Below are 21,596 nucleotides of genomic sequence, written 5' to 3' on the forward strand. Positions count from 1 at the left end.
CCGTCCCATGGCCAGCCGCGCAGCATGCTTGCAGACGTGACTGGCGATGTTCAGGCGTAGCGCCTGGCGCCCCAATCAAGCATCGTCTGCAGCAGCGCCGCGATCTGGCGACGGGTCGGCTCTGCCAGATCTTCGCGGTATCTGAACGGCTCGAATTCCTCCATGTACGCCCGCTGCACCAGCTCCAGCTGCACCGCGTGGATATTGCGGCTCGGGTCACCGTAGTGGCGGGTGATGTGGCCGCCTTTGAAACGCCCATTCAGGACGTGAGTGAAGGCAGCGTTGCTCGCACAGACCGCCTCCAGCGCGGTGCCCAGCTCGGGATCGCAGCTGGCACCGTTGAAGGTCCCGAGGTTGAAGTCCGGCAGCTGGCCATCGAACAGATGAGGAATTTGCGCGCGAATGGAGTGCGCATCCCAAAGCAGCGCATAGCCGAACTCGCTGCGCAGGCGTTCGAGCTCTTCGTCCAGCGCACGGTGGTAAGGGCCCCAGATTTTTTGCAGGTAAGAGGCGCGCTCCTCGTCGCTGGGCGCCTGCCCCTCCTTGAACAGCGGATCGCCCTCGAACAGGATCGACGGGAACAATCCGGTGGTCGCCCCGGCGTACAGCGGCTTGTTGTCGGACGGCCGATTGAGGTCGATGACGAACCGCGAATACTCGGCGCTCAACAGGCTGGCGCCCATGGCTTCGGCAAAGTCGTACAAGCGTGGAATATGCCAGTCGGTGTCCGGCAGGCTGGCGGCTGCGGGCACCAGCCCGGCTTCCACCGCTGGAGTCAGGCGCAGGCCGGCGTGGGGCATGCTGATGAGCAGCGGCACGCGGCCCTGCTTGAAGCTGAATACGTTGTCCACAGTGTTCTCCTGCTTAAAAAGTGACTTCAAGGCCATGGCGCACGACCCGCTTGCCCAGGTCGCCGCCCAGCCAGTAGGCCAGGTCGGCGGGGCGTTCGATGTTCCAGGCGACGAAATCAGCGACCTTGCCCGCCGCCAACGAGCCGTGGCTGTCCTGCAAGCCTAGGGCCTTGGCGGCATGCACAGTGACGCCAGCGAGCGCCTCCTCCGGGGTCATACGGAACAGCGTGCAGGCCATGTTGAGCATCAGCCGCAACGACAGCCCCGGCGAGGTCCCCGGATTGAGGTCGCTGGCGATGGCGATGGCCACGCCGTGCTCGCGCAGAGCGTCCATGGGCGGCAGTTGGGTTTCACGCAAAAAGTAGAAGGCCCCCGGCAACAGCACCGCGACCGTACCGCTGGCGGCCATGGCGATGGCGTCGTCTTCGGTCATGAATTCCAGGTGATCGGCCGACAGCGCCTGATAGCGCGCCGCCAGCGTCGACCCGGCCAGCGAGGACAACTGCTCGGCGTGCAGCTTGACCGGCAGCCCCAGCGCCTGCGCCTTGATGAACACCCGCTCGACCTGCGCCGGGGAAAACGCCAGATATTCGCAAAACGCGTCCACCGCATCCACCAGGCCCTCGGCGGCCAGCGCCGGGAGCATCTGGTCGCAGATGTGGGCGATGTAATCGTCGGAACGATCGGTGTATTCCGGCGGCAGCGCATGGGCGGCCAAGCAAGTGGCCCGAACGGTGACGGGCAGCTCCATGCCCAGGCGCCGCGCCACACGTAGCATCTTCGCCTCGTTGACGAGGTCCAGGCCGTAACCGGATTTGATCTCGACCGTGGTCACGCCATCGCGGCGCAGCGCATCCAGACGCTGACGCGCGCTGGCGTACAGTTGCTCCTCGGTAGCCGCGCGGGTAGCGCGCACCGTGCTGGCGATGCCGCCACCGGCCGCAGCGATTTCGGCATAGCTGACCCCTTGCAGGCGCTGCTCGAACTCGCCGCTGCGGTTGCCACCGAACACCGTGTGGGTGTGGCAATCGATCAGCCCCGGAGTGACCCAGGCGCCGTCCAGATCGATGATTTCGGCGCCCTGCTGGGCCAGCACCTGGCTGCGCGGGCCGATCCAGTCGATGCGCTCGCCGAGGGTCACGATGGCCGCGTCCTCGATGATCGAATACGTGCCGCCCACCATGGTGGCGACGTGGCAGTTCTGCCAAAGCCTCTTGTGCATCTGATCAAGCCCTCAAAACGTCGCGGTCCGGCGCTGCACGAAGCGATCGACATAGTCGTCGGCAGGCGCCTGCAGAATGTCCCTCGGCGTGCCGACCTGGATCAACCGGCCATCCTTGAGAATGGCGATGCGGTTGCCCAGGCGCACGGCCTCGTCGAGGTCGTGAGTGATGAATACGATGGTCTTGTGCAACGTGTCTTGCAGCGTCAGCAGCTGGTCCTGCATCTCGGCGCGGATCAACGGGTCGAGGGCGCTGAAGGCTTCGTCCATCAAGATGATATCGGTGTCGGCCGCCAGCGCCCGCGCCAGCCCGACCCGCTGACGCATGCCGCCGGACAGCTGCTCGGGCCACTTGTGTTCATAGCCCTGCAAGCCGACCGCAGCCACCCAGTGCTGGGCGCGCTCGCGGCACGCGGCCTTGCTTTCGCCGCGCACCTTGAGGCCGTAGGCGACGTTCTCGAGCACGGTACGGTGCGGCAGCAGGCCGAAACTCTGGAACACCATGCTGATGCGCTGGCGCCGCAGGTCGCGCAGTTGCGCCATGCCGAGCTCGAGGACGTTCTGGCCATCGATGAGGATGGCGCCGCTGCTGGGGTCGATCAGCCGGTTGATATGCCGTACCAAGGTCGACTTGCCCGAGCCGGACAAGCCCATGATGACGAAAATCTCCCCGGCGTCGACCGTCAGCGACAGGTCGTTGACCCCCACCACGCAACCGGTGGCCGCCAGCACCTGCTCCTTGCTCTGGCCACCGCGAATCAACTCCAGCGCCTGATGTTCGCGGGCGCCGAAGATCTTGTAGACGTTGCGCAATTCGATACGTGGCGCGCTCATTGGCTGGCCCCCCGACGCGGGCGCCCGTAGGCCTGGGTAATGCGATCGATGACCACGGCGAGGATGACGATGGCCAGGCCGGCTTCCAGCCCGAGGCCGATGTTGAGGGTCTGGATACCCACCAGCACGTCTTCGCCCAGGCCGCGGGCGCCGATCATCGAGGCAATCACCACCATCGACAGGGCCATCATGGTGGTCTGGTTGATGCCGGCCATGATGCTCGGCAGCGCCAGCGGCAATTGCACGCCGAACAGCTGTTGCCAGCGATTGGCGCCAAAGGCGTTGGCCGCCTCCATGACCTCGCGGTCGACCTGGCGGATGCCCAGGTCAGTGAGGCGGATCAGCGGCGGCACGGCATAGATGACGGTGGCGAAGATGGCCGGCACCTTGCCCAGGCCGAACAGCATCAGCACCGGGATCAGGTACACGAAGCTGGGCAGTGTCTGCATGATGTCGAGCAATGGCATCAGCACCGCGCGCAGGCGGTTGCTGCGCGCGCACAGAATGCCCAGCGGCACGCCGATGATCACCGAGATCAGCGTCGCCACCAGCATCAGCGCCAAGGTCTGCATGAGCTTGTCCCAGAGCCCCACCGCGCCCACCAGAAACAGCAGAGCGACCATCAGCACTGCGGTGAAGAGCTTGCGCGTGGCGTGCCAGGTGACGAGGCCGACAACGATCAGCATCAGCCACCAGGGGGTGTGCTGCAGCAAGGCTTCAAGCTTGACGATGGCCCACAGCAGCGTGTCGGAGATGTGCCGGAACACATCGCCGTAGCGGCTGACCAAGGCGTCGACGGCGTCGTTGACCCAGTCGGCGATGGAGAAGGTGAAGCGGTCCGGGAACATAGGCGAATCTCGATCAGGTTGGCATAGGCTCAGACCTCATGAAACACCGTTGTGCTGCGCCACCCTCACCGAGTGTCTTGCGCAAAACCTCTGTGGTGAGGGGGCTTGCTTGCGAGAGGCCCTGCCTGACACCCTTCGATTTACCGGGCCGGCCCCTCGGGAGCAAGCCCCCTCACCACAGGGGCGATGCATCGGCTGGTAATCATCACATGGGGGATGGATCGGCCGGTGATCATCACAGGGTTAATGCATCAACCGGTAATCATCGGCAGATTCAACCCCTGCTCCTTGGCGCAATCGATGGCGATCTGGTAACCGGCATCGGCATGGCGCATCACCCCGGTGGCCGGGTCGTTGTGCAGCACGCGAGCGATACGCTCGGCGGCCTCGTCGGTCCCGTCGCAGACGATCACCATCCCCGAGTGCTGGGAGAAGCCCATGCCGACGCCGCCACCATGGTGCAGCGATACCCAGGTCGCGCCACTGGCGGTGTTGAGCAAGGCGTTGAGCAGTGGCCAGTCGGACACGGCGTCGGAGCCGTCCTGCATGGATTCGGTTTCGCGGTTGGGGCTGGCGACCGAGCCGGAATCCAGGTGGTCACGGCCGATCACTACCGGCGCCGACAGCTCGCCGCTGCGCACCATTTCGTTGAACGCCAGGCCGAGCTTGGCGCGCTGGCCCAGGCCGACCCAGCAGATACGCGCGGGCAGGCCCTGGAAGCTGATGCGTTCGCGCGCCATGTCGAGCCAGTTGTGCAGATGCGCGTCGTCGGCGATCAGCTCCTTGACCTTGGCGTCGGTCTTATAGATGTCTTCGGCATCGCCCGACAGCGCGGCCCAGCGGAACGGCCCGACGCCGCGGCAGAACAGCGGACGGATATAGGCGGGCACGAAGCCCGGAAAATCGAAAGCATTGCTGACGCCCTCGTCCTGGGCCATCTGGCGGATATTGTTGCCGTAGTCGAAGGTCGGCACGCCGGCCTTCTGGAAGGCCAGCATGGCTTCGACGTGCTCGGCCATGGACTGTTTGGCGGCCTTGACCACGGCTGCGGGCTCGGTGAGGGCGCGGGCCCGGTACTCGTCCCAGGTCCAGCCCTTGGGCAGATAGCCGTTGAGCGGATCGTGGGCGCTGGTCTGGTCGGTGACCATGTCCGGGCGCACACCGCGCTTGACCAGTTCCGGGAGGATCTCGGCGGCGTTGCCCAGCAGCGCGATGGAAACGGCCTTGCCTTCGGCGGTGTACTTGGCGATACGCGCCAGAGCGTCATCGAGGTCGCTGGCCTGCTCGTCGACATAGCGGCTGGCCAGGCGGAAATCGATACGGCTCTGCTGGCATTCGATGTTCAGCGAGCTGGCTCCAGCCATGGCAGCGGCCAGCGGTTGCGCGCCACCCATGCCACCCAGACCGGCGGTCAGCACCCATTTGCCGGTGAGGTCGCCGCCGTAGTGCTGGCGACCGGCCTCGACGAAGGTTTCGTAGGTGCCCTGGACGATGCCCTGGCTGCCGATGTAGATCCAGCTGCCGGCGGTCATCTGGCCGTACATGGCCAGGCCCTTGGCGTCGAGCTCGTTGAAGTGCTCCCAGTTTGCCCAATGCGGCACCAGGTTGGAGTTGGCGATCAGCACACGGGGGGCATTGCTGTGGGTCTTGAATACGCCCACCGGCTTGCCGGATTGCACCAGCAGGGTCTCGTCGTCATTCAGCTGGGTCAGGCTCTCGACGATCTTGTCGTAGCACTCCCAGTTGCGCGCCGCGCGCCCGATGCCGCCGTACACCACCAGTTCCTTGGGGTTCTCGGCCACTTGTGGATCGAGGTTGTTCATCAGCATGCGCAGCGGCGCTTCGGTCAGCCAGCTCTTGGCGGTCAGCGTGGTACCGCGCGCGGCACGAATCTCGACATCGCGGAAACGGGTGGGGCGTTGGGCGTCAGACATGGTGGGCTCCTGCAATTCGAGGGACACATATTTACTTGTATGTACAAGCATATGCAATTGAATTGCCAGGTTTGGTTTTTTTGCCTGTGGGGCAGAAAAATGAAGGCTTTGAGCGCCTAGGGGGGATTTGGGGAAGGCGTTACCGGGGAGTGATTACGCCCCAGGATGAGGCGTTGGGTAACATCGTGGGGCGTTTTGATCGGCGCTGACTGTACCGGCCTCTTCGCGGGCAAGCCCTGCTCCCACAATGGAAGCCGTACACCTGTGGGAGCAGGGCTTGCCCGCGAAGAGGCCGTCATTGCCGATGCAAATTCAGCAGGCAGAATTCAAGCAGCGCTCAACTCGATCACACAGCAGCGCCCTGCCAGCCCCACCTTGACCAGCTTGCCCTGAGTACTCACCTGCAAGCTGTCATAGATCCCCAGCGTCTGCGCACCATGGCCGGCGATGCGCACTTGCAGATCGTCACAGGCACTGAACACCAACGCGGTATCCGCCGAGGTGAACAGCGTCATCGGCAGGATGCCGTCAAACCACTGCAACCGCGCACGAAAACGCTGCGGCGAGTAGATCAGGTTGAAATCGCGGATGACGCCGCCCAGCAGCTCGCTGGCCACTTCGCTGTCACCACTGAACGCGAAGGCATCGAAAGGCAGCAACGGCCGGCTGTCCTTGCCATCGACCCGCAGGACCATGCCGTCGCCCTGTAGCACGGTGATGATGCGCTGGTAGCCGGCGAAGCGAGAAAAATCCCCCGAAGCGCTGATATCGGCGATCGACACCCGCCAGCCGAAACCGTCCAGCGCGGCACCCGCGCCCGCATCGTCGCGGGTGATTTCCTCGGTGCTGCCACCGCCGTTCTTCCATGGCATGCGCGGATAGCCCGCCGCGCGCAGGATCTTCAATTCGCTCATTTGCTGAAACGCCCCTCCAGACGATGACGCGAGCCGGGGTGGATCAGACGCGCTGCGGTAACGGCCTGGCGCCCTGACCAGGTGCGCCGACGGATCATCAGGCACGGCTCGCCCGCTGGAATCTTCAGCAACTCGCATTCCTGCGGTTCGGCGAGAATCGCCTCCACCACATGCTCGCCTTCGGTCAAGGGCGCTACGGCATTGAGGTAGGCATAGGGCGTCTGCACGAGGAAGTCCTGCTGCAGATAGTGCGGAGCGACCAGGGCATTGACGTAACGGTCTTCGATCTGCACGGCGATGTCGTTTTCGTAATGCACGATGATCGAGTGAAATACCCGCTGGCCCTCGCGCAAGTCCAGCGCCAGGGCGCGCTCGGCACCGGCCGCCTCCTCCTTGAGCAGCACCACCTTGCAGCTGTGACGATGGCCGCGCGCGGCGATTTCGTCGGCGATGTTGTGCACCTCGAACAGCGCCGACTGGCTTTTCGGCTCGGCGACGAAGGTGCCCACACCCTGCATGCGCACCAGCAGGCCATCGGCGGTCATCTCGCGCAGGGCGCGGTTGATAGTCATGCGGCTGAAACCCAACTGGGTGACCAGCTCGCTCTCCGATGGCACGCGGTGATGCGGCGGCCAGGTGCCATTCTCGATCTGCTGGGTGATCATGTGTTTGACCCGCGCGTACAACGGCGCGGGACTGTCGCCCATTTGCGAGGCCAGGTTGGGAACGGCGGGTGGAGTCGGCACAAGAAATCCCTGCTCAGTGAATGTGCGTAGCTTGCCGGAGTTTACCGAGCAGGCAAAGGTCTGTATATGTATAGACAAATACCCCGATGAGCGCCCCACCATGCCGGTTTACTTCGCCGAACGTGCCCTTTTGCCTGACGGCTGGGCGACCGATGTCCGCCTTGAGGTGGACGCCCAAGGCCTGTTGAGCGCGGTGCAGGCCGGCGCCAGCGATGCCGGTGCCCAGCGCCTGCGGGGGCCAGTGCTGGCGGGCATGCCCAACCTGCACTCGCATGCCTTCCAGCGCGCCATGGCGGGGCTGGCGGAAGTCGCCGGCAACCCCAACGACAGCTTCTGGACCTGGCGCGATCTGATGTATCGCCTGGTTGGCCAGATCAGCCCCGAACAGTTGGGGGTGATCGCGCGGCAGCTCTATATCGAGATGCTCAAGGCCGGCTACACCAGCGTCGCCGAATTCCACTACGTCCATCACGACCAGAACGGCCGCCCCTATGCCGATCCGGCCGAGCTGGCCGTACGCATCAGCCAGGCCGCCAGCGCCGCCGGGATCGGCCTGACCCTGCTGCCGGTGCTGTACAGCCATTCCGGCTTCGGCGGCCAGGCGCCCAACGACGGCCAACGGCGCTTCATCAACAGCACCGAGCAGTATCTGCAGCTGCAACAGCGCCTGGCGCCTTTGCTCGCCCGGCAGCCGGCGCAGACCCTCGGTTTGTGCTTCCACTCGCTGCGTGCGGTAACGCCGCAGCAGATCGAGCAGGTGCTGGCGGCCAGCGACAAGCACTGCCCGGTGCACATTCACATTGCCGAGCAACAGAAGGAAGTCGACGACTGCCTGGCCTGGAGCGGTCGGCGGCCGTTGCAGTGGCTGTACGAAAACGTCGCCGTCGACCCGCGCTGGTGCCTGGTGCACGCTACCCATGCCGATGCCGGCGAAGTCAGCCTGATGGCCCGTAGCGGCGCTGTCGCGGGGCTATGCCTGACCACCGAGGCCAACCTGGGCGACGGCATCTTCCCTGCCGTGGACTATCTGGCCCAGGGCGGGCGCATGGGCATCGGCTCGGACAGCCACGTGTCCTTGAGCGTGGTCGAGGAGCTGCGTTGGCTGGAGTACGGGCAGCGCCTGCGGGATCAACGGCGCAACCGGTTGTATGGGGCAGAGCAGCCGATGGTCGGCCGTACCCTGTACGACGCCGCACTCAAGGGCGGCGCCCAGGCCATGGGCCAGGCGGTCGGCGCACTGGCACCGGGGCAACGTGCCGACTGGCTGGTGCTGGATGGCGACGATCCCTACCTGGCCACCGCCAGCGGCGACGGCGTGCTCAACCGCTGGCTGTTCGCCGGCGGCGATCGTCAGGTTCGGGATGTGATGGTCAACGGCCGCTGGGTGGTGCAGGACGGTCGCCATGCCGACGAGGCCGAGAGCAGCCAGGCGTTCGTCAAGGTGCTGCGCGAGTTGCTGGACTGAAGAGTCCTTTGTAGCGAGGGAGATCGCCCCCGAAAAACCGGCACTGACACCCCTCGGTAAGCCAGTGCCGGCCTCTCGGGAGCAAGCCCCCTCACCACAAGGATAGATTCAAGCCGGCGTCGATCACGGCTTCTTGCCGATATCCTGATCCGCCGTACGCCAGATCAGCCGCGTCGTGTCATACCCCTGCTGCTGCGCCTTGGCCAGCAGCTCTTCGCGCACCCGCTCGGACACCGTCGGCGTGCGCGACAGCAGCCACAGGTATTTGCGATCCGGATTGCCGACCACTGCAGTCTTGTAGCCATCGCCCACGTATAGCACCCAGTAATCGCCCTTGGCGACGCCCGGCAGCAACTTCGAAAACCAGTTGTCGAACACCACCCACAACTTGTCGGTCTTGCCGGCCACTTGCGGCGACGCGGTACCGGTCGCTTCTTGCCATTCGCCCTGCGCGGTGCGGCAGCGGTTCAGCACACCGACGTTGCCATCGGCCTTGAGGCTGTAATGCGCCTCGGACTGCGCGCAGTTGCGCTGGAAGTACATCGGCAACCGCGCGATCTCGTACCAGGTGCCTTGATAACGCTTGAGGTCGACATTGCCCACGGTGTGAGGTTGCAGGTCAGCATTGGCGTCATGGGTGGCACACCCGGCCATGACCATGGCGATCAGCGCGACTATGACTGCGGAGCACTTGATTGTCAGACGTTTCATTTCAAGCCCTGCCCCGAATAGATCACTACCTTGTCACCCGCATACTGAACGCTGATGAACGCCTCCTTGTTGCCCCAGGTGCAGCTGGACATCCCCAACGCGCCCGAGCAATCGGTGGCCGTGCCGAGCAGCTGTTCGACCTCGGCCTTGTCCATCCCGGCGTGAATCTTCGAGTAATTCTCCTGATTGATCTTGTTGCAGGCCGTCAACAACACGCACAACGACAACAGCGCGAGGGAACGCAAGGACATGGGGTATTGCTCCTGGACAGGGACGATCGCCGAGCGATCAAACTGCAGCTTAGAAGAGAAAAACATGACCGGGTTCCGGCACGGCCCAGCTTTCTTTGTGTGAATCCGACTGCATTATCGCCAACTGGGCCGGCCTCTTCGCGGGCAAGCCCTGCTCCCACCGGTGTACGACTTACCATTGTGGGAGCAGGGCTTGCCCGCGAAAGCGATCAGTCGCCACACCGTTGATCCGCCGAATACCCCGCGCATTAATCTTTTGCCGCGTACGGCCGACATCCCGTGCACGGTGTCCGCCAAAGAGACACTTCCGAACGAATCCCTTGCGATTGCACCCTATGACCAGAACCCTGAAATTCAGCCACAAAATCCTCATCGCTGCGGCGTTGATCGTTGCGCTGGCGTTCGCCGGCTTCATCCTGTTCAACGATTACCGCCAGCGCCAGACCCTGCACGCCAGCACCGAGTCGTCGATGCAGGAGATCGGGACCTTGACCACTCGCAACATCCAGACCTGGCTCGACAGCCGGATCCAGTTGCTGCAGTCCATGGGCCAGCAGGTGGCGGTCGATGGCAACAGTGCCGACAGCCTCAAGCGCATCGTCGGCCTGCCGGTCTATGCCAGCAACTTTCAGCTGAGCTATTTCGGCGGCCAGGATGGCGTGATGTTTTCGGTACCGGCAGGCAATCGCTCGGCCGACTATGACCCGCGCGCCCGTGGCTGGTACAAGGCCGCCAGCGCCGCCCAGCAGACCGTGGTTACCGAGCCCTACATCGCCGCTTCGTCGGGCAAGCTGGTGGTCACCATCGCCTCGCCGGTGCAGCATGCGGGCGCCTTTCTCGGCGTCGCCGGCGCGGACATCGACCTGACCAGCATCAGCGACATCATCAACTCGCTGAACTTCGGTGGCCACGGCCATGCGTTCATCGTCAGCAGCGATGGCAAGATCCTCATCCATCCGGACGCCAAGCTGATACTCAAATTCCTGAGCGAGGCCTACCCGGGCGGCGCGCCGGTGATCAGCGCCGGGCTCAAGGAAGTGCAGGCCGACGGCAAGACCCAGTTCATCTCCTTTACCCCGGTCAAGGGCATCCCTTCGGCCAACTGGTACGTGGCAATGGTGCTGGACCGCGACGCCGCCTACGCGATGCTGAGCGACTTCCGCACCTCGGCGGTGGTGGCAACGGTGATCGCCATGGTGATCATCATCGCCCTGCTGGGCCTGCTGATCCGCGTGCTGATGGAGCCGCTGCATGTGATGGGCCGCGCCATGCACGACATCGCCGAAGGCCAGGGCGACCTGACCAAGCGCCTGACCATCCATGCGCATGACGAATTCGGCACCCTGGGGATCTCGTTCAACCGCTTCGTCGAGCGTATCCACGAATCGATCCGCGAAGTGTCGTCGGCCACCGTGCAGGTCGGCGAGGTGGCGCTGCGGGTGGTGAGCGCGTCCAACGCCTCGATGGTCAACTCCGACCAGCAGGCCAACCGCACCAACAGCGTGGCCGCGGCGATCAACGAACTGGGTGCCGCCGCCCAGGAGATCGCCCAGAACGCCGCGCTGGCCTCTCAGCACTCCAGTGACGCCAGCAACCTGGCCGCCGAAGGGCAACAGGTGGTGGACAAGACCATCGCCGTGATGGGCCAGTTGTCCAATCGCATCAGCGCGTCGTGCGCCAATATCGAGACGCTCAACGCCAGCACCGTCAACATCGGCCAGATTCTCGAGGTGATCAGCGGCATCTCCCAGCAGACCAACCTGCTGGCGCTCAATGCGGCGATCGAGGCCGCCCGTGCCGGTGAGGCCGGACGCGGCTTTGCGGTGGTGGCCGATGAGGTGCGCAACCTGGCGCACCGCACCCAGGATTCGGCGCAGCAGGTGCAGAAGATCATCGAAGAACTGCAAGTGGGCGCGCGCGAAGCGGTGGGCACCATGAACGAGAGCCAGGCCCAAAGCGAGCAGAGCATGACCATCGCCAACCAGGCCGGCGAACGGCTGGGCAGCGTGACGCAACGCATTGGCGAAATTGACGGGATGAATCAGTCGGTGGCCACGGCGACCGAGGAGCAGACCGCGGTGGTGGAGGCGATCAACGTCGACATTACCGAGATCAATACCCTCAACCAGGAAGGCGTGGAAAACCTGCAGTCGACGCTGCGGGCGTGCAATGACCTGGAGAGCCAGGTCACGCGGTTGAAGCATCTGGTAGGTAGCTTCAGGATCTGACGCATTGCCAATGTAGCGAGGGGGCTTGCCCCCGAAAAACTATCAGCCAGGTAAAAGTGTGTCGCCTGGGAAGTTTTTCGGGGGCAAACCCCCTCGCTACAGGTGTTGCTTAGCCGGCCTTGTGATAGGCCGTCACACGCTCGACTTCTTCCTTGGAGCCCAGATACACCGCCACCCGCTGGTGCAGGCCTTCGGGCTGGATATCGAGAATGCGCTGGTGGCCGTCGGTGGATGCGCCGCCAGCCTGCTCGACCAGGAACGACATCGGGTTGGCCTCGTACATCAACCGCAGCTTGCCCGGCTTGGACGGCTCGCGGCTGTCGCGTGGGTACATGAACAGGCCGCCACGGGTCAGGATACGGTGCACGTCGGCAACCATCGCCGCGACCCAACGCATGTTGTAGTTCTTTTTCAGCGGGCCTTCTTCGCCGGCCAGCAGCTCGTCGACGTAACGCTGTACCGGCGCTTCCCAGTGGCGCTGGTTCGAGGCGTTGATGGCGAATTCCTGGGTGGACTCGGGAATGGTGATGTCTTCGTGGGTGAGGGCGAAGCTGCCCATCTCGCGATCCAGGGTGAAGCCCTTGACGCCGTTGCCCAGGGTCAGCACCAGCATGGTCTGCGGGCCGTAGATGGCGTAACCGGCGGCGACCTGCTCGGTGCCCGGCTGCAGGAAGGCCTTTTCGTTCAGGGCTTCGTTCTGGCTGAGGTATTCGTTAGGGCAACGCAGCACCGAGAAGATGGTGCCGACGGGGGCGTTGATGTCGATGTTCGACGAGCCGTCCAACGGGTCGAATACCAGCAGGTACGCGCCTTTCGGGTACTTGCCCGGGATCTGGTAGGCGTTGTCCATTTCTTCGGAGGCCATGCCGGCCAAGTGACCACCCCATTCGTTGGCTTCGAGCAGGATGTCGTTGGACATCACGTCCAGCTTCTTCTGCACTTCGCCCTGAACGTTTTCAGTGCCCATGCTGCCCAGAACACCACCCAGCGCGCCCTTGGACACGGCATGGCTGATTTCCTTGCAAGCACGCGCCACCACTTCGATCAGGAAGCGCAGATCGGCAGGGGTATTGTTGCTGCGGGTCTGCTCAATCAAATAGCGACTTAGAGTAACGCGGGACATGGAAGGCTCCGGTGGGTAGGGATGAAAAACTCGCGCAGTTTACACTGGTGCGCCAAACGCACGCGAGCCGTCGACAGGGGATACGGCAATGAGACAGGTGGCGCTATGCAAGGTTCACCGGCCACAGCGGTCGTAGCACGGCCTACGAGGATCTTTTAAGCAAGCTGCGGGCCATTGCCGCCAACACCGCGATGCCCAACAGCAACACCGCGATCAGGGCGATGCGCTTCCAGTTGGTCACGGCGGCCGGCGCCACGTCGTTGCCACCGGCGATCATCGGCGTACCCGCCAGCCGCGCCACGCCCAACTCACTTAACGGCCGAGGATTGGCTGCCATCAGGATATCGAGCGGCAGACTGGCCGGTTGCACCTGGCCATCGCCGATTGCCAAGGTGAAGGGCGCCTTGCCCCGGGCAAGAAACACCACTTCGGTGGCACGCACCGCCACCCGCAATGCCGGGGCGCCGTTGCCCAGGCCGCCGCCGCGCTCATCGACCTTGATCTGCACCTCACGCAGCGGCTCGCCGGCCATCGGCATTTCGTCTTCGACACTCTCCTGGGCGCCCTGGCTGAGGCGATAGAACAACCCCGCCCGCAAACGCCGCCATGGCTCGGTCGGGCCGCTGCGGCCCGAGACCACCACCGGCGCCAGGGTGTTGGGCCGGACCAGATCCAGCTTCAGGCGCTCCACCGCCAGTTGCGCCGGCAGCCGCCACACATACTCGCCCGCCTGCCCCGTGGCGGTGCCCGGGATCGGAGCGCTCCAATTGAGGGCGGGCGCCAGCGCACGGACTTCGCTGCTGAGCACCTGCGCCATGCTGAGCATCGGCGCCGTGACCGGGCTCTGCCACAGCAGGCGCAGATAGCGCGCCCGGCGCCCGGGCAAGGTGACTTCGTGCTGCTCGACACGCTCGTTGGCAAAGGACAACCGCGCCACCTGCCCCTCGCCCCAGGGTTGCCAATGCTGCAGATCGTCGCTGGCCTCGATGCTGAAACGCTGGAATCCATCGCGCTCATCGGCCCAGTCCAGGACAAGGCGTGTAAGTGGCCGGTCGATAGCGCTGGTGTCGATCAACCAGCCGCGCAGCACCCGCTTGCCGGCATCCGCCTGCGTGCCTGGGGTCGAGCGTGGAACCACGTCGACCACGGTGCCCGAGGGATTGACCTGGACCTTGACGCTTGGCGCGCTGCCGACCGCCTCCGTGCCGTCATAGAGCGCAAACCAGTGCACGGTGTTTTCCTGGGAGCGCGATTGCGCCGTCGGCTGCTCGCGGAACAACGCGAACGCCTGGGGCTCGCCGGCGGCATCGAAAATGCGCAGGTCCTCGGTATCCGCACGGCGCGAGCTGAGCTGCAGGGCCAAGGGCAGCTCGAGCCGGTACCAAGGCCCCTCGCCACTGAGGCCGAGCGGCACCTGAACGCTGAAATCGGCGGTCTTGGGGCTGTCCTGCGCCACCCCTGCAACGGCGTGCAGGCTTATGCAGATCGCCATCAGCAGACCCATCAGCCCTGACCCTTTCCAGCCCATGCCTGCCCTCAATTTTCCAGCCCCTCGTGTGCACTCTCCCGCGTGACTGGTGGCGCGAAATAGCCGATCACCAACAGCAGAGCCCCTACGCCTATGAACGATATGATTCGAGCCAGCCCGCCCTGGTTGTCCAGCTCCACGACAAACAGCTTGACCACCACCACGGCGATCAAGGCGGCACCGACCAGCCAGATGCCGCGCCGCTGCCGATGCGAGCCATGGACCATGAGTCCCAACGCGATCACCGTCCACAGGATCGACAGCGCCGCCTGCGCGCGCATCGACTCCAGCAGCGCCGACACGTCATAGGGCACCCCGCCCCAATGGTGCACGGCACGCATGACAGCGGCGGTGGCGAAGGCGAAGGCCGAGGCACCCAGCAACCCTTGCCAGCGCGGCGACAAGCGTTGCCGCGCCTCGCCCTCGCGGCTCCAGCGCAGCAGCGCCAGCAGTGCCAACAGCAGGACCAACTCCAGCGGATTGATGATCGGCACGTAAGGCAACGGCCCCGCCGCGCCATCGCTGAACAGATTGGCCAGCCAGAACCATCCCAGCAGCACCGCCGCTACTGGCCAGGCCGCCAGCCAACGATAGGTACGCGGCAGCGCCGACACCGGCCATGACCACGGGCGCCGGGCCGACGTCGCCAGCAGATACAGGCTCGGCGCCAGTGCCCAGCCCAGCCAGCGCCAGGCGTTATGCTCATCGGCCAGGGCCAGCAGCCACTCGCGCAGATCCAGCGCCACCACCAGTATCAGCACCCAGCAGCCGAGGACATGGGCGCCCCGCTCGGCCCAACCTCGCAGCAAGGGCTGCAAGCGCCGCAGGCTGAAAAAATGCGCCGTGAATACCAACACCCAGACCACCAGCCCCAACATCCCTGTAGCGAGGGGGCTTGCCCCCGACGACGACACCCCGTCAACGACCAGGTAAAGGGCCGCTACCGGCATCAACACCAGACACACATGCGCCAACGCCGGCCAGCGCAAGCGCGGCGCCAGTACCGCGCCCAGGGCCACGCTGAGCGCCAGAACCAACAGCGCCAGTGCGCTCTGCAACCACAACGGCGCACTGCGCAGGATCTCGCTGCTGAACCCCAGCCACCACCACAACGCACCCCAGACCAACAGAGCGTGTCGCACCCGGCGCCAGCCGACGCGACGCGCGAGGGCCTGACGATGGACAGTCCAGGCCGCCAGCATCGCCGCCAGCGCCAAACACATCGCCACCCAGAAATCGCCCTGGGCGAACGGCGCCGCGCCATCGTTGATCACATCGCCCCACAGGCCCTGCCCGAACAGCAACAGCAAGGCGCCGGCAAACAGCTGGATCAGGCAGCCGCACAGCAGCACGCAAGCGGTGGCGTAAAGGATCGGGCGCGGCGCGGCGGGCACCGATGCTGCTGGCCCGTTCGCGGGCAGAGCCCGCTCCCACAGGGTTGCAGCCCGCGACGGACCGCGCGGCTGTGCCAGCTGCAGCGCCGCCACCACCGACAGCAGACCGCTAAACGCCCACCCGGCGGCGGTGCCTTGGTAGTCGAAGCTCAACGGCCAGATCAGATAGATAAAGCCCAGCCCCATGCAGGCCCAGAGCGGCAGGACATAGCGCTCCCACGCGCGGACCTCGCTGTAAGCCGCCCGGTGCAGGCGATAGAAATTGAACAGCAACGCACAGCCCAGCAGTAACGAGCCCGGCACCGAGCCATGGAACAGACTGAGCGCCCCGAAATCCAGAGTCGGCAGATAGGCGATGGCCGCGCCCAGTTGCAACAGCATCGCGAAGCAGCGCATCAACAGGCGTTGCTGACGCAGCCCGAGCCATAACAGGCCGCCGCCTTCCACGGCCCAGGCGGCGGATGTCCAGGTGTGATCCACCGCCAGGGGGATGGCCAGGCTGGCGAAGATCACGCCGATGGCCAGGCAAGTGTCGATCAGCAACCGCAACGTGGCACCGTCGCGCCGGCGCAGGATCCAGCCCAGCCCAAGGTACAAAGCGCCCAGGCCCAAGGCACTGAACGCGGTGGCCAGTTCGACATCCTTGAACAGCACCCATTGCAGACCGAACGCTGCCAGCGGCGGCCCGAACAGCAGCCCGATGAACAGCAAGATCAACTGCATACACAATCCCTAGATAGCCTGATTGACCCTTCCGACAGCCACTGCCCCCTCGCCACATGATCCGGCATGCACAAATCGCCGCGCAGTATACAGACAAGGCCCCGCAAATGCGGGGCCTTGGCAGACATCTCCTCACTCAGTTCACTTCAACGCTTTCCAGATCTCGGTAGCGTATTCGCGGATCGTGCGGTCCGACGAGAACCAGCCCATGCGCGCGGTATTGAGCACCGCCGAGCGCCACCACTGGGTCGGGTTGTGCCACAGGTCTTCGACCTTCTTCTGCGCGTCCCAGTAGGAATCGAAGTCGGCGCACAGCAGGAAGCGGTCGTAGTTGACCAACGAGTCCACCAGCCCCACATAACGCTGCGGGTCATCCGGCGAGAACACCCCGCCGCGGATCGCCTGCAACACGTCGTCCAGTCGGCGCGAACCACTGACCACTGAATGCGCGCTGAAGTCGCCATGCTGCTTGTGCTCTTCGACCTGCTGTGAGGTCAGGCCGAAAATGAACATGTGCTCGGCCCCCACGTACTCGCACATCTCGACGTTGGCGCCGTCCATGGTGCCGATGGTCAAGGCACCGTTGAGGCCGAACTTCATGTTGCTGGTGCCCGACGCCTCGTAGCCGGCCGTGGAAATCTGCTCGGACAGATCCGCCGCCGGAATGATGCTCTCGGCCAGGGTCACGTTATAGTTGGGCAGGAACACCACCTTGAGCAAGCCTCGCACGGTCGGGTCGTTGTTGACCGTACGGGCGATGTCGTTGGTGAGCTTGATGATCAACTTGGCCTGGTGATAACTGGCCGCCGCCTTGCCGGAGAAGATCTTCACCCGCGGCACCCAGTTGGTGCCCGGCTCGGCGCGGATGGCCTGATACAGCGCCACCGTGTGCAGCAGATTGAGCAACTGGCGCTTGTACTCGTGGATACGCTTGACCTGAACGTCGAACAACGCCTCCGGATTGACCGCGATGCCCAGGCGCTCATGAATGATGCGCGCGAGTTTTTTCTTGCTGACCAGTCGCTGTTCGGCGAAGGCCTTGCGAAATTCCGGCTTCTCGGCGAAGGGTTCCAGCGCGGTCAGGCCAGTCTCGGCGGTGTCGAGAATCTGCGGGCCGAGGGCTTCGGTGAGCATCGCCGTCAGTTGCGGGTTGGACTGATACAGCCAGCGGCGGAAGGTGATGCCGTTGGTCTTGTTGTTGATGCGGTCGGGATACAGCTTGTGCAACTCGGAGAACACCGTGCTCTTCATCAGCTCGGTGTGCAGCCCGGAGACGCCATTGATGCTGTGCGAACCGAGGAACGCCAGGTTACCCATGCGCACGCGTCGGCCGTTGTCTTCCTGGATCAGCGAGACCTCGCGCAGCACATCGAAGTCGACGATGCCTTTGGCCCGCAGGTCGTCGATATGGTAGGCGTTGATCAGGTAGATGATCTGCATGTGCCGTGGCAGCAAGCGCTCCATCAAGCCCACTGGCCAGGTTTCCAGCGCCTCGGGCAGCAACGTGTGGTTGGTGTAGGCCAAGGTACCGACGGTGATCCGCCAGGCGGCGTCCCACGGCACGTTGTGCTGATCCACCAGCAGGCGCATCAGCTCGGCCACAGCGATCGAGGGGTGGGTATCGTTGAGCTGGATGGCGGCGGAATCGGCCAGGTTGAGCAACGTGTCATGCATGTTCAGGTGGCGGCGCAGCAAGTCCTGCAGCGACGCCGAAACGAAGAAGTATTCCTGACGCAGGCGCAGTTCCTGCCCGGCCTCGGTGCTGTCTGCCGGATAGAGCACGCGGGAAATACTCTCGGCCCGCGCCACTTCGGCTACCGCGCCCAGGTGGTCACCGGCGTTGAAGCGCTCCAGGTGCAGCTCTTCCATGGCCCGCGCACGCCACAGGCGCAAGGTGTTGACGCTGGCGCCCTTCCAGCCGACCACGGGGGTGTCATAGGCAACCGCGCGCACGGTCTCGCCCGGCCACCACACCTGCCTGGATTGCCCGGCGGCGTCCGGCACGGTCTCGACATGGCCACCGAAGCTGATGGGGTAGATGACTTCAGGACGTTCGAATTCCCAGGGGTTGCCGAAATCCAGCCAGTTCTCGGTCTGCTCTTGTTGCCAGCCGTCGACGATGGCCTGACGGAACAAGCCGTGCTCGTATCGAATACCGTAACCGTGAGCGGCGACCCCGAGGGTCGACATGCTTTCCATGAAGCAGGCCGCCAGGCGCCCGAGGCCACCGTTGCCCAGCGCGGCATCCGGCTCCAGGCGGCGGATGCGCTCCAGGTCGACGCCAAGCTCGGTCAGCGCCTCGCGCGCGATGTCGAGGATGCCCAGGTTGCTGAGGCTGTCGAACAGCAGGCGACCGATGAGGAATTCGAGGGAGAGGTAATAGACCCGCTTCTGATTGCTGCGGTAGATCTGCCGGGTGTGGTCCATCCAGTGATCGACCATGTGGTCCCGAGCGGCCAGGGCGATGGCTTCGAACCAGTCGTGGTCGAACGCGTGATCGGGATCCTTGCCCACCGCGTATGTGAGTTTAGCGAGTACAGCAGCCCGAAATTCGGCTACCTCGACCTCTCGTGCAAGCGGTTCCTGAGACATTGATACGTCCTCGGCAATTGGAAGGTTTCAAACGTGACGATTCCTGAGACTAGACGGTTCGACAGAACACGGGAGTGCGGGTTCGGCTCTTTTTTCAGATTAAAGGTGAAAATATTCTGCTCGCCGTTGTTCACTTTTTCACCAGCGGGCGTATCATCGCGCGCCCGATAGCCCCGTTACCGACCTTGAAGAACCCCTGATGAAACCGACCCTGATCGCCGCGGCCGAACTCGACCGCCTGGAAACCTGGCAGAAGTACTCCAGCCATATGTGCGGGGGCTGCATCTCGAGCTGCTGCACGCTGCCGGTGGAAGTGAAGGTCAAGGACCTGGTGCGCCTGGGCCTGGTGGACGAGTTCGAGCTCGGCGACCCACCGAAGAACATCGCCAAGCGCCTGCAGAAGGACGGGGTGGTGGAACGCTTCAATCAAAAGTCGGGGATTTTCACGTTGCAGCGCATGAGCAACAACGATTGCTTGTTCCTGGACAAGAAGACGCGCTTTTGCACGGTCTACGAGCAGCGCCCGGACACCTGCCGCAACCACCCCAAGATCGGTCCGCGGCCTGGGTACTGCGCTTATATCCCCAAGCCGGCCGTGGTTCGCCGCTGAACGCTGAACGTTACGCCGCCTGACGCCTTACTGCAGCGGTGACTTGCCGGTTTCCCGCGCCGCGTACAGCGCCAGGCCGGTGGCAGCCAGGGCCACCATCACATAGATGGAAATCGCCGCAGTGCTGGCATAGCCCTTGTACAACGCGGCGAAGATCAGCGGCGCAAAGCCACCCCCGACGATGCCCGACAGGGTGTAGGCCAGCGACGAGCCGGCATAGCGCACTCGGGTCGGGAACTGCTCGATCACAAAGGCGGCCTGCGGACCGTACATGATCGCGTGAATGATCAGCCCGACCACAATGGCGAGGAATATCGCGCTCGTCTGGGTGGTATCCAGCAGCGCGAAGAACGCCCACGCCCAACCCAGCCCGAGAATCGCCCCCACGGCATACACCGGACGCCGGCCGATGCGATCCGACAGCGCGCCGAACATCGGTACCGCCAGCGCGTTGCATACCGTGCCAACCATCAGCGCAGTCAACGCCATGCTGCGCGACAGATGCAGCACCGTGGTCACGTACGTCAGCGAGAACACCACCACCAGCCCGTAGAGCACATCGGAGCCAATGCGCACGCCGCCGGCGATCAACACGCGCCGCCAGTGATCGCGCAGCACTTCGAGCAATGGCGTCTTGGCCTTCGAATGGCTTTTTTCCAACGCCTCGAACATCGGTGTCTCTTCGACGCCGCGGCGAATCCACAGGCCGAACATCACCAGCACCATGCTGGCGATGAAGGGCACGCGCCAGCCCCAGGCGAGAAAGCTCTCGGGTGACAGCACATAAGTGATCAGCGAAATCGCCGCGGTCGCCAGCAGCGTGCCGCAGGCTGGCCCGACCTGGGTCCAGGAGGCATTACGCCCGCGCTTGTCCGGCGCGCCGTGCTCGACCGCGATCAATACCGCGCCGGCCCACTCGCCGCCCAGGGCAATCCCCTGCACGAAGCGCAGCGCCACCAGCAACATCGGGCTGGCAATGCCCCAGGTGGCGTAGGTCGGCAGAAAGCCGATAAGTCCGGTGGTCAGGCCCATCAATACCAGGGTGACCATCAGCACATGCCGACGCCCCAGCTTGTCGCCCATGTGCCCGAAGATAAAGCCGCCGATGGGCCGCGAAAAGTACCCCACGGCATAAGTCGAAAACGCCAGCACCGTACCGAGCAGCGGATCGACCGCAGGGAAAAACACCTGCCCGAAAATCAGCGCCGCGAGCATGTTGTAAACGGTGAAGTCGTACCACTCCAACGTGGTGCCGATCATGCTGGCGGTGGCCAGCCGCCCGGATTTGACCGGTTTGCGGCCATCGGGCGCGTGGTCTTGAAGCTGCTGATGCACAACACTGGGAGAGTTCATGTCTCGGGCCCCTGGGGTATCTGAAAGCGCAGGCACGCCGGCGGTGCAGCCGTACGTCTGCGGGTCTGGGCAAGAAGTCTGAAAAGTCGACTATCCAGGAGATCGTCGAGGCGGGCGCTGCCGCTATCGCGAATCGCTGAATCAAGGTCAGTGGGTCCGTAGCCCGCTGTTATCAGGTACATCGTTCGAGCCGCCAGTCGAGGCACGGCGCGATGACATCGGGGTCGAGCATAGGAGCGCCGCCGGGCCCGAGACAAACGACTTAAACC

The 21,596-nt window shown here is 64.3% G+C and carries 17 protein-coding genes and 1 pseudogene; 4 read left to right on the forward strand and 14 right to left on the reverse strand.

The window, feature by feature from the left end; translation table 11 throughout:
- Window positions 1-50: 50 nt before the first annotated feature.
- The 7 genes from hutG to hutC form a co-directional block, all read right to left on the reverse strand.
- Window positions 51-851: an N-formylglutamate deformylase gene (hutG, locus tag AC3WJP_RS20810; RefSeq protein WP_493723444.1), complete on the reverse strand. Its 801-nt coding sequence runs from the start codon at window positions 849-851 to the stop codon at window positions 51-53.
- A gap of 13 nt (window positions 852-864) precedes the next feature.
- Complete coding sequence (gene hutI, locus AC3WJP_RS20815) at window positions 865-2,073, reverse strand: imidazolonepropionase (protein ID WP_493723443.1); 1,209 nt, start codon at window positions 2,071-2,073, stop codon at window positions 865-867.
- Window positions 2,074-2,085: 12 nt separating this feature from the next.
- The gene (locus AC3WJP_RS20820; RefSeq protein WP_493723442.1) at window positions 2,086-2,907 is read right to left on the reverse strand and encodes a quaternary amine ABC transporter ATP-binding protein; all 822 of its coding nucleotides are present in this window, start codon (window positions 2,905-2,907) and stop codon (window positions 2,086-2,088) included.
- Entirely contained in the window at window positions 2,904-3,755 is an 852-nt protein-coding gene (locus AC3WJP_RS20825; protein ID WP_493723441.1) for an ABC transporter permease, read from the reverse strand. The genes AC3WJP_RS20820 and AC3WJP_RS20825 overlap by 4 nt, the downstream gene beginning before the upstream one ends.
- Window positions 3,756-4,006: 251 nt before the next feature.
- Window positions 4,007-5,689 carry a urocanate hydratase gene (gene hutU / locus AC3WJP_RS20830; RefSeq protein ID WP_493723440.1) on the reverse strand — a complete coding sequence of 561 codons (1,683 nt, stop codon included), beginning with the start codon at window positions 5,687-5,689 and terminating at the stop codon, window positions 4,007-4,009.
- Between the two features lie 326 nt (window positions 5,690-6,015).
- The gene (locus AC3WJP_RS20835) at window positions 6,016-6,603 is read right to left on the reverse strand and encodes a HutD/Ves family protein (protein ID WP_493723702.1); all 588 of its coding nucleotides are present in this window, start codon (window positions 6,601-6,603) and stop codon (window positions 6,016-6,018) included.
- The gene (gene hutC / locus AC3WJP_RS20840) at window positions 6,600-7,310 is read right to left on the reverse strand and encodes a histidine utilization transcriptional repressor HutC (RefSeq protein WP_493723746.1); all 711 of its coding nucleotides are present in this window, start codon (window positions 7,308-7,310) and stop codon (window positions 6,600-6,602) included. Before hutC ends, AC3WJP_RS20835 begins: the two co-directional genes overlap by 4 nt.
- 139 nt (window positions 7,311-7,449) lie before the next feature.
- Here hutC and AC3WJP_RS20845 point away from each other — a divergent pair, with 139 nt between their 5' ends.
- Window positions 7,450-8,814, forward strand: coding sequence for a formimidoylglutamate deiminase (locus AC3WJP_RS20845; protein ID WP_493723703.1), 1,365 nt, complete (start codon window positions 7,450-7,452; stop codon window positions 8,812-8,814).
- Between the two features lie 123 nt (window positions 8,815-8,937).
- On the opposite strand, the gene AC3WJP_RS20850 is transcribed toward AC3WJP_RS20845, so the two are convergent.
- Window positions 8,938-9,525, reverse strand: coding sequence for a lipocalin family protein (locus tag AC3WJP_RS20850; protein WP_493723704.1), 588 nt, complete (start codon window positions 9,523-9,525; stop codon window positions 8,938-8,940).
- Complete coding sequence (locus AC3WJP_RS20855; protein ID WP_493723705.1) at window positions 9,522-9,776, reverse strand: hypothetical protein; 255 nt, start codon at window positions 9,774-9,776, stop codon at window positions 9,522-9,524. Before AC3WJP_RS20855 ends, AC3WJP_RS20850 begins: the two co-directional genes overlap by 4 nt.
- A 335-nt stretch (window positions 9,777-10,111) precedes the next feature.
- Here AC3WJP_RS20855 and AC3WJP_RS20860 point away from each other — a divergent pair.
- A pseudogene (locus AC3WJP_RS20860) lies at window positions 10,112-11,149 on the forward strand (HAMP domain-containing protein); the annotation flags it as partial.
- 90 nt (window positions 11,150-11,239) lie between these two features.
- Window positions 11,240-12,004 (forward strand): methyl-accepting chemotaxis protein, encoded by a 765-nt coding sequence (locus tag AC3WJP_RS20865; RefSeq protein ID WP_493723747.1) that lies wholly within the window; start codon window positions 11,240-11,242, stop codon window positions 12,002-12,004.
- A gap of 109 nt (window positions 12,005-12,113) precedes the next feature.
- Here the strand turns inward: AC3WJP_RS20865 and AC3WJP_RS20870 are convergent, their stop codons facing one another.
- From AC3WJP_RS20870 to AC3WJP_RS20885, 4 genes are all read right to left on the reverse strand, one after another.
- Window positions 12,114-13,127 carry a class 1 fructose-bisphosphatase gene (locus tag AC3WJP_RS20870; RefSeq protein WP_493723706.1) on the reverse strand — a complete coding sequence of 338 codons (1,014 nt, stop codon included), beginning with the start codon at window positions 13,125-13,127 and terminating at the stop codon, window positions 12,114-12,116.
- 142 nt (window positions 13,128-13,269) lie between these two features.
- Window positions 13,270-14,631, reverse strand: a complete 1,362-nt coding sequence (locus AC3WJP_RS20875; RefSeq protein WP_493723707.1) for a DUF3999 domain-containing protein — start codon at window positions 14,629-14,631, stop codon at window positions 13,270-13,272.
- A 32-nt stretch (window positions 14,632-14,663) separates the two neighbouring features.
- Complete coding sequence (locus AC3WJP_RS20880) at window positions 14,664-16,772, reverse strand: DUF2339 domain-containing protein (protein ID WP_493723708.1); 2,109 nt, start codon at window positions 16,770-16,772, stop codon at window positions 14,664-14,666.
- Window positions 16,773-16,913: 141 nt separating this feature from the next.
- Window positions 16,914-19,364 carry a glycogen/starch/alpha-glucan phosphorylase gene (locus AC3WJP_RS20885; RefSeq protein WP_493723709.1) on the reverse strand — a complete coding sequence of 817 codons (2,451 nt, stop codon included), beginning with the start codon at window positions 19,362-19,364 and terminating at the stop codon, window positions 16,914-16,916.
- Between the two features lie 199 nt (window positions 19,365-19,563).
- Here AC3WJP_RS20885 and AC3WJP_RS20890 point away from each other — a divergent pair, with 199 nt between their 5' ends.
- Window positions 19,564-19,974, forward strand: coding sequence for a YkgJ family cysteine cluster protein (locus tag AC3WJP_RS20890; protein ID WP_493723710.1), 411 nt, complete (start codon window positions 19,564-19,566; stop codon window positions 19,972-19,974).
- A gap of 27 nt (window positions 19,975-20,001) precedes the next feature.
- On the opposite strand, the gene AC3WJP_RS20895 is transcribed toward AC3WJP_RS20890, so the two are convergent.
- The gene (locus AC3WJP_RS20895) at window positions 20,002-21,327 is read right to left on the reverse strand and encodes an MFS transporter (protein ID WP_493723711.1); all 1,326 of its coding nucleotides are present in this window, start codon (window positions 21,325-21,327) and stop codon (window positions 20,002-20,004) included.
- Between the last annotated feature and the right edge of the window lie 269 nt (window positions 21,328-21,596).

The organism is Pseudomonas sp. GW821-FHT01A09 (assembly GCF_058986725.1).

Bases quoted from the DNA above. Each gene is read 5' to 3' on its own strand.
- hutI (WP_493723443.1), bottom strand. From the start codon at position 2,073: ATGCACAAGAGGCTTTGGCAGAACTGCCACGTCGCCACCATGGTGGGC.
- AC3WJP_RS20820 (WP_493723442.1), bottom strand. From the start codon at position 2,907: ATGAGCGCGCCACGTATCGAATTGCGCAACGTCTACAAGATCTTCGGC.
- AC3WJP_RS20825 (WP_493723441.1), bottom strand. From the start codon at position 3,755: ATGTTCCCGGACCGCTTCACCTTCTCCATCGCCGACTGGGTCAACGAC.
- hutU (WP_493723440.1), bottom strand. From the start codon at position 5,689: ATGTCTGACGCCCAACGCCCCACCCGTTTCCGCGATGTCGAGATTCGT.
- AC3WJP_RS20835 (WP_493723702.1), bottom strand. From the start codon at position 6,603: ATGAGCGAATTGAAGATCCTGCGCGCGGCGGGCTATCCGCGCATGCCA.
- hutC (WP_493723746.1), bottom strand. From the start codon at position 7,310: ATGGGCGACAGTCCCGCGCCGTTGTACGCGCGGGTCAAACACATGATC.
- AC3WJP_RS20845 (WP_493723703.1), top strand. From the start codon at position 7,450: ATGCCGGTTTACTTCGCCGAACGTGCCCTTTTGCCTGACGGCTGGGCG.
- AC3WJP_RS20850 (WP_493723704.1), bottom strand. From the start codon at position 9,525: ATGAAACGTCTGACAATCAAGTGCTCCGCAGTCATAGTCGCGCTGATC.
- AC3WJP_RS20855 (WP_493723705.1), bottom strand. From the start codon at position 9,776: ATGTCCTTGCGTTCCCTCGCGCTGTTGTCGTTGTGCGTGTTGTTGACG.
- AC3WJP_RS20865 (WP_493723747.1), top strand. From the start codon at position 11,240: ATGGTCAACTCCGACCAGCAGGCCAACCGCACCAACAGCGTGGCCGCG.
- AC3WJP_RS20870 (WP_493723706.1), bottom strand. From the start codon at position 13,127: ATGTCCCGCGTTACTCTAAGTCGCTATTTGATTGAGCAGACCCGCAGC.
- AC3WJP_RS20875 (WP_493723707.1), bottom strand. From the start codon at position 14,631: ATGGGTCTGCTGATGGCGATCTGCATAAGCCTGCACGCCGTTGCAGGG.
- AC3WJP_RS20880 (WP_493723708.1), bottom strand. From the start codon at position 16,772: ATGCAGTTGATCTTGCTGTTCATCGGGCTGCTGTTCGGGCCGCCGCTG.
- AC3WJP_RS20885 (WP_493723709.1), bottom strand. From the start codon at position 19,364: ATGTCTCAGGAACCGCTTGCACGAGAGGTCGAGGTAGCCGAATTTCGG.
- AC3WJP_RS20890 (WP_493723710.1), top strand. From the start codon at position 19,564: ATGAAACCGACCCTGATCGCCGCGGCCGAACTCGACCGCCTGGAAACC.
- AC3WJP_RS20895 (WP_493723711.1), bottom strand. From the start codon at position 21,327: ATGAACTCTCCCAGTGTTGTGCATCAGCAGCTTCAAGACCACGCGCCC.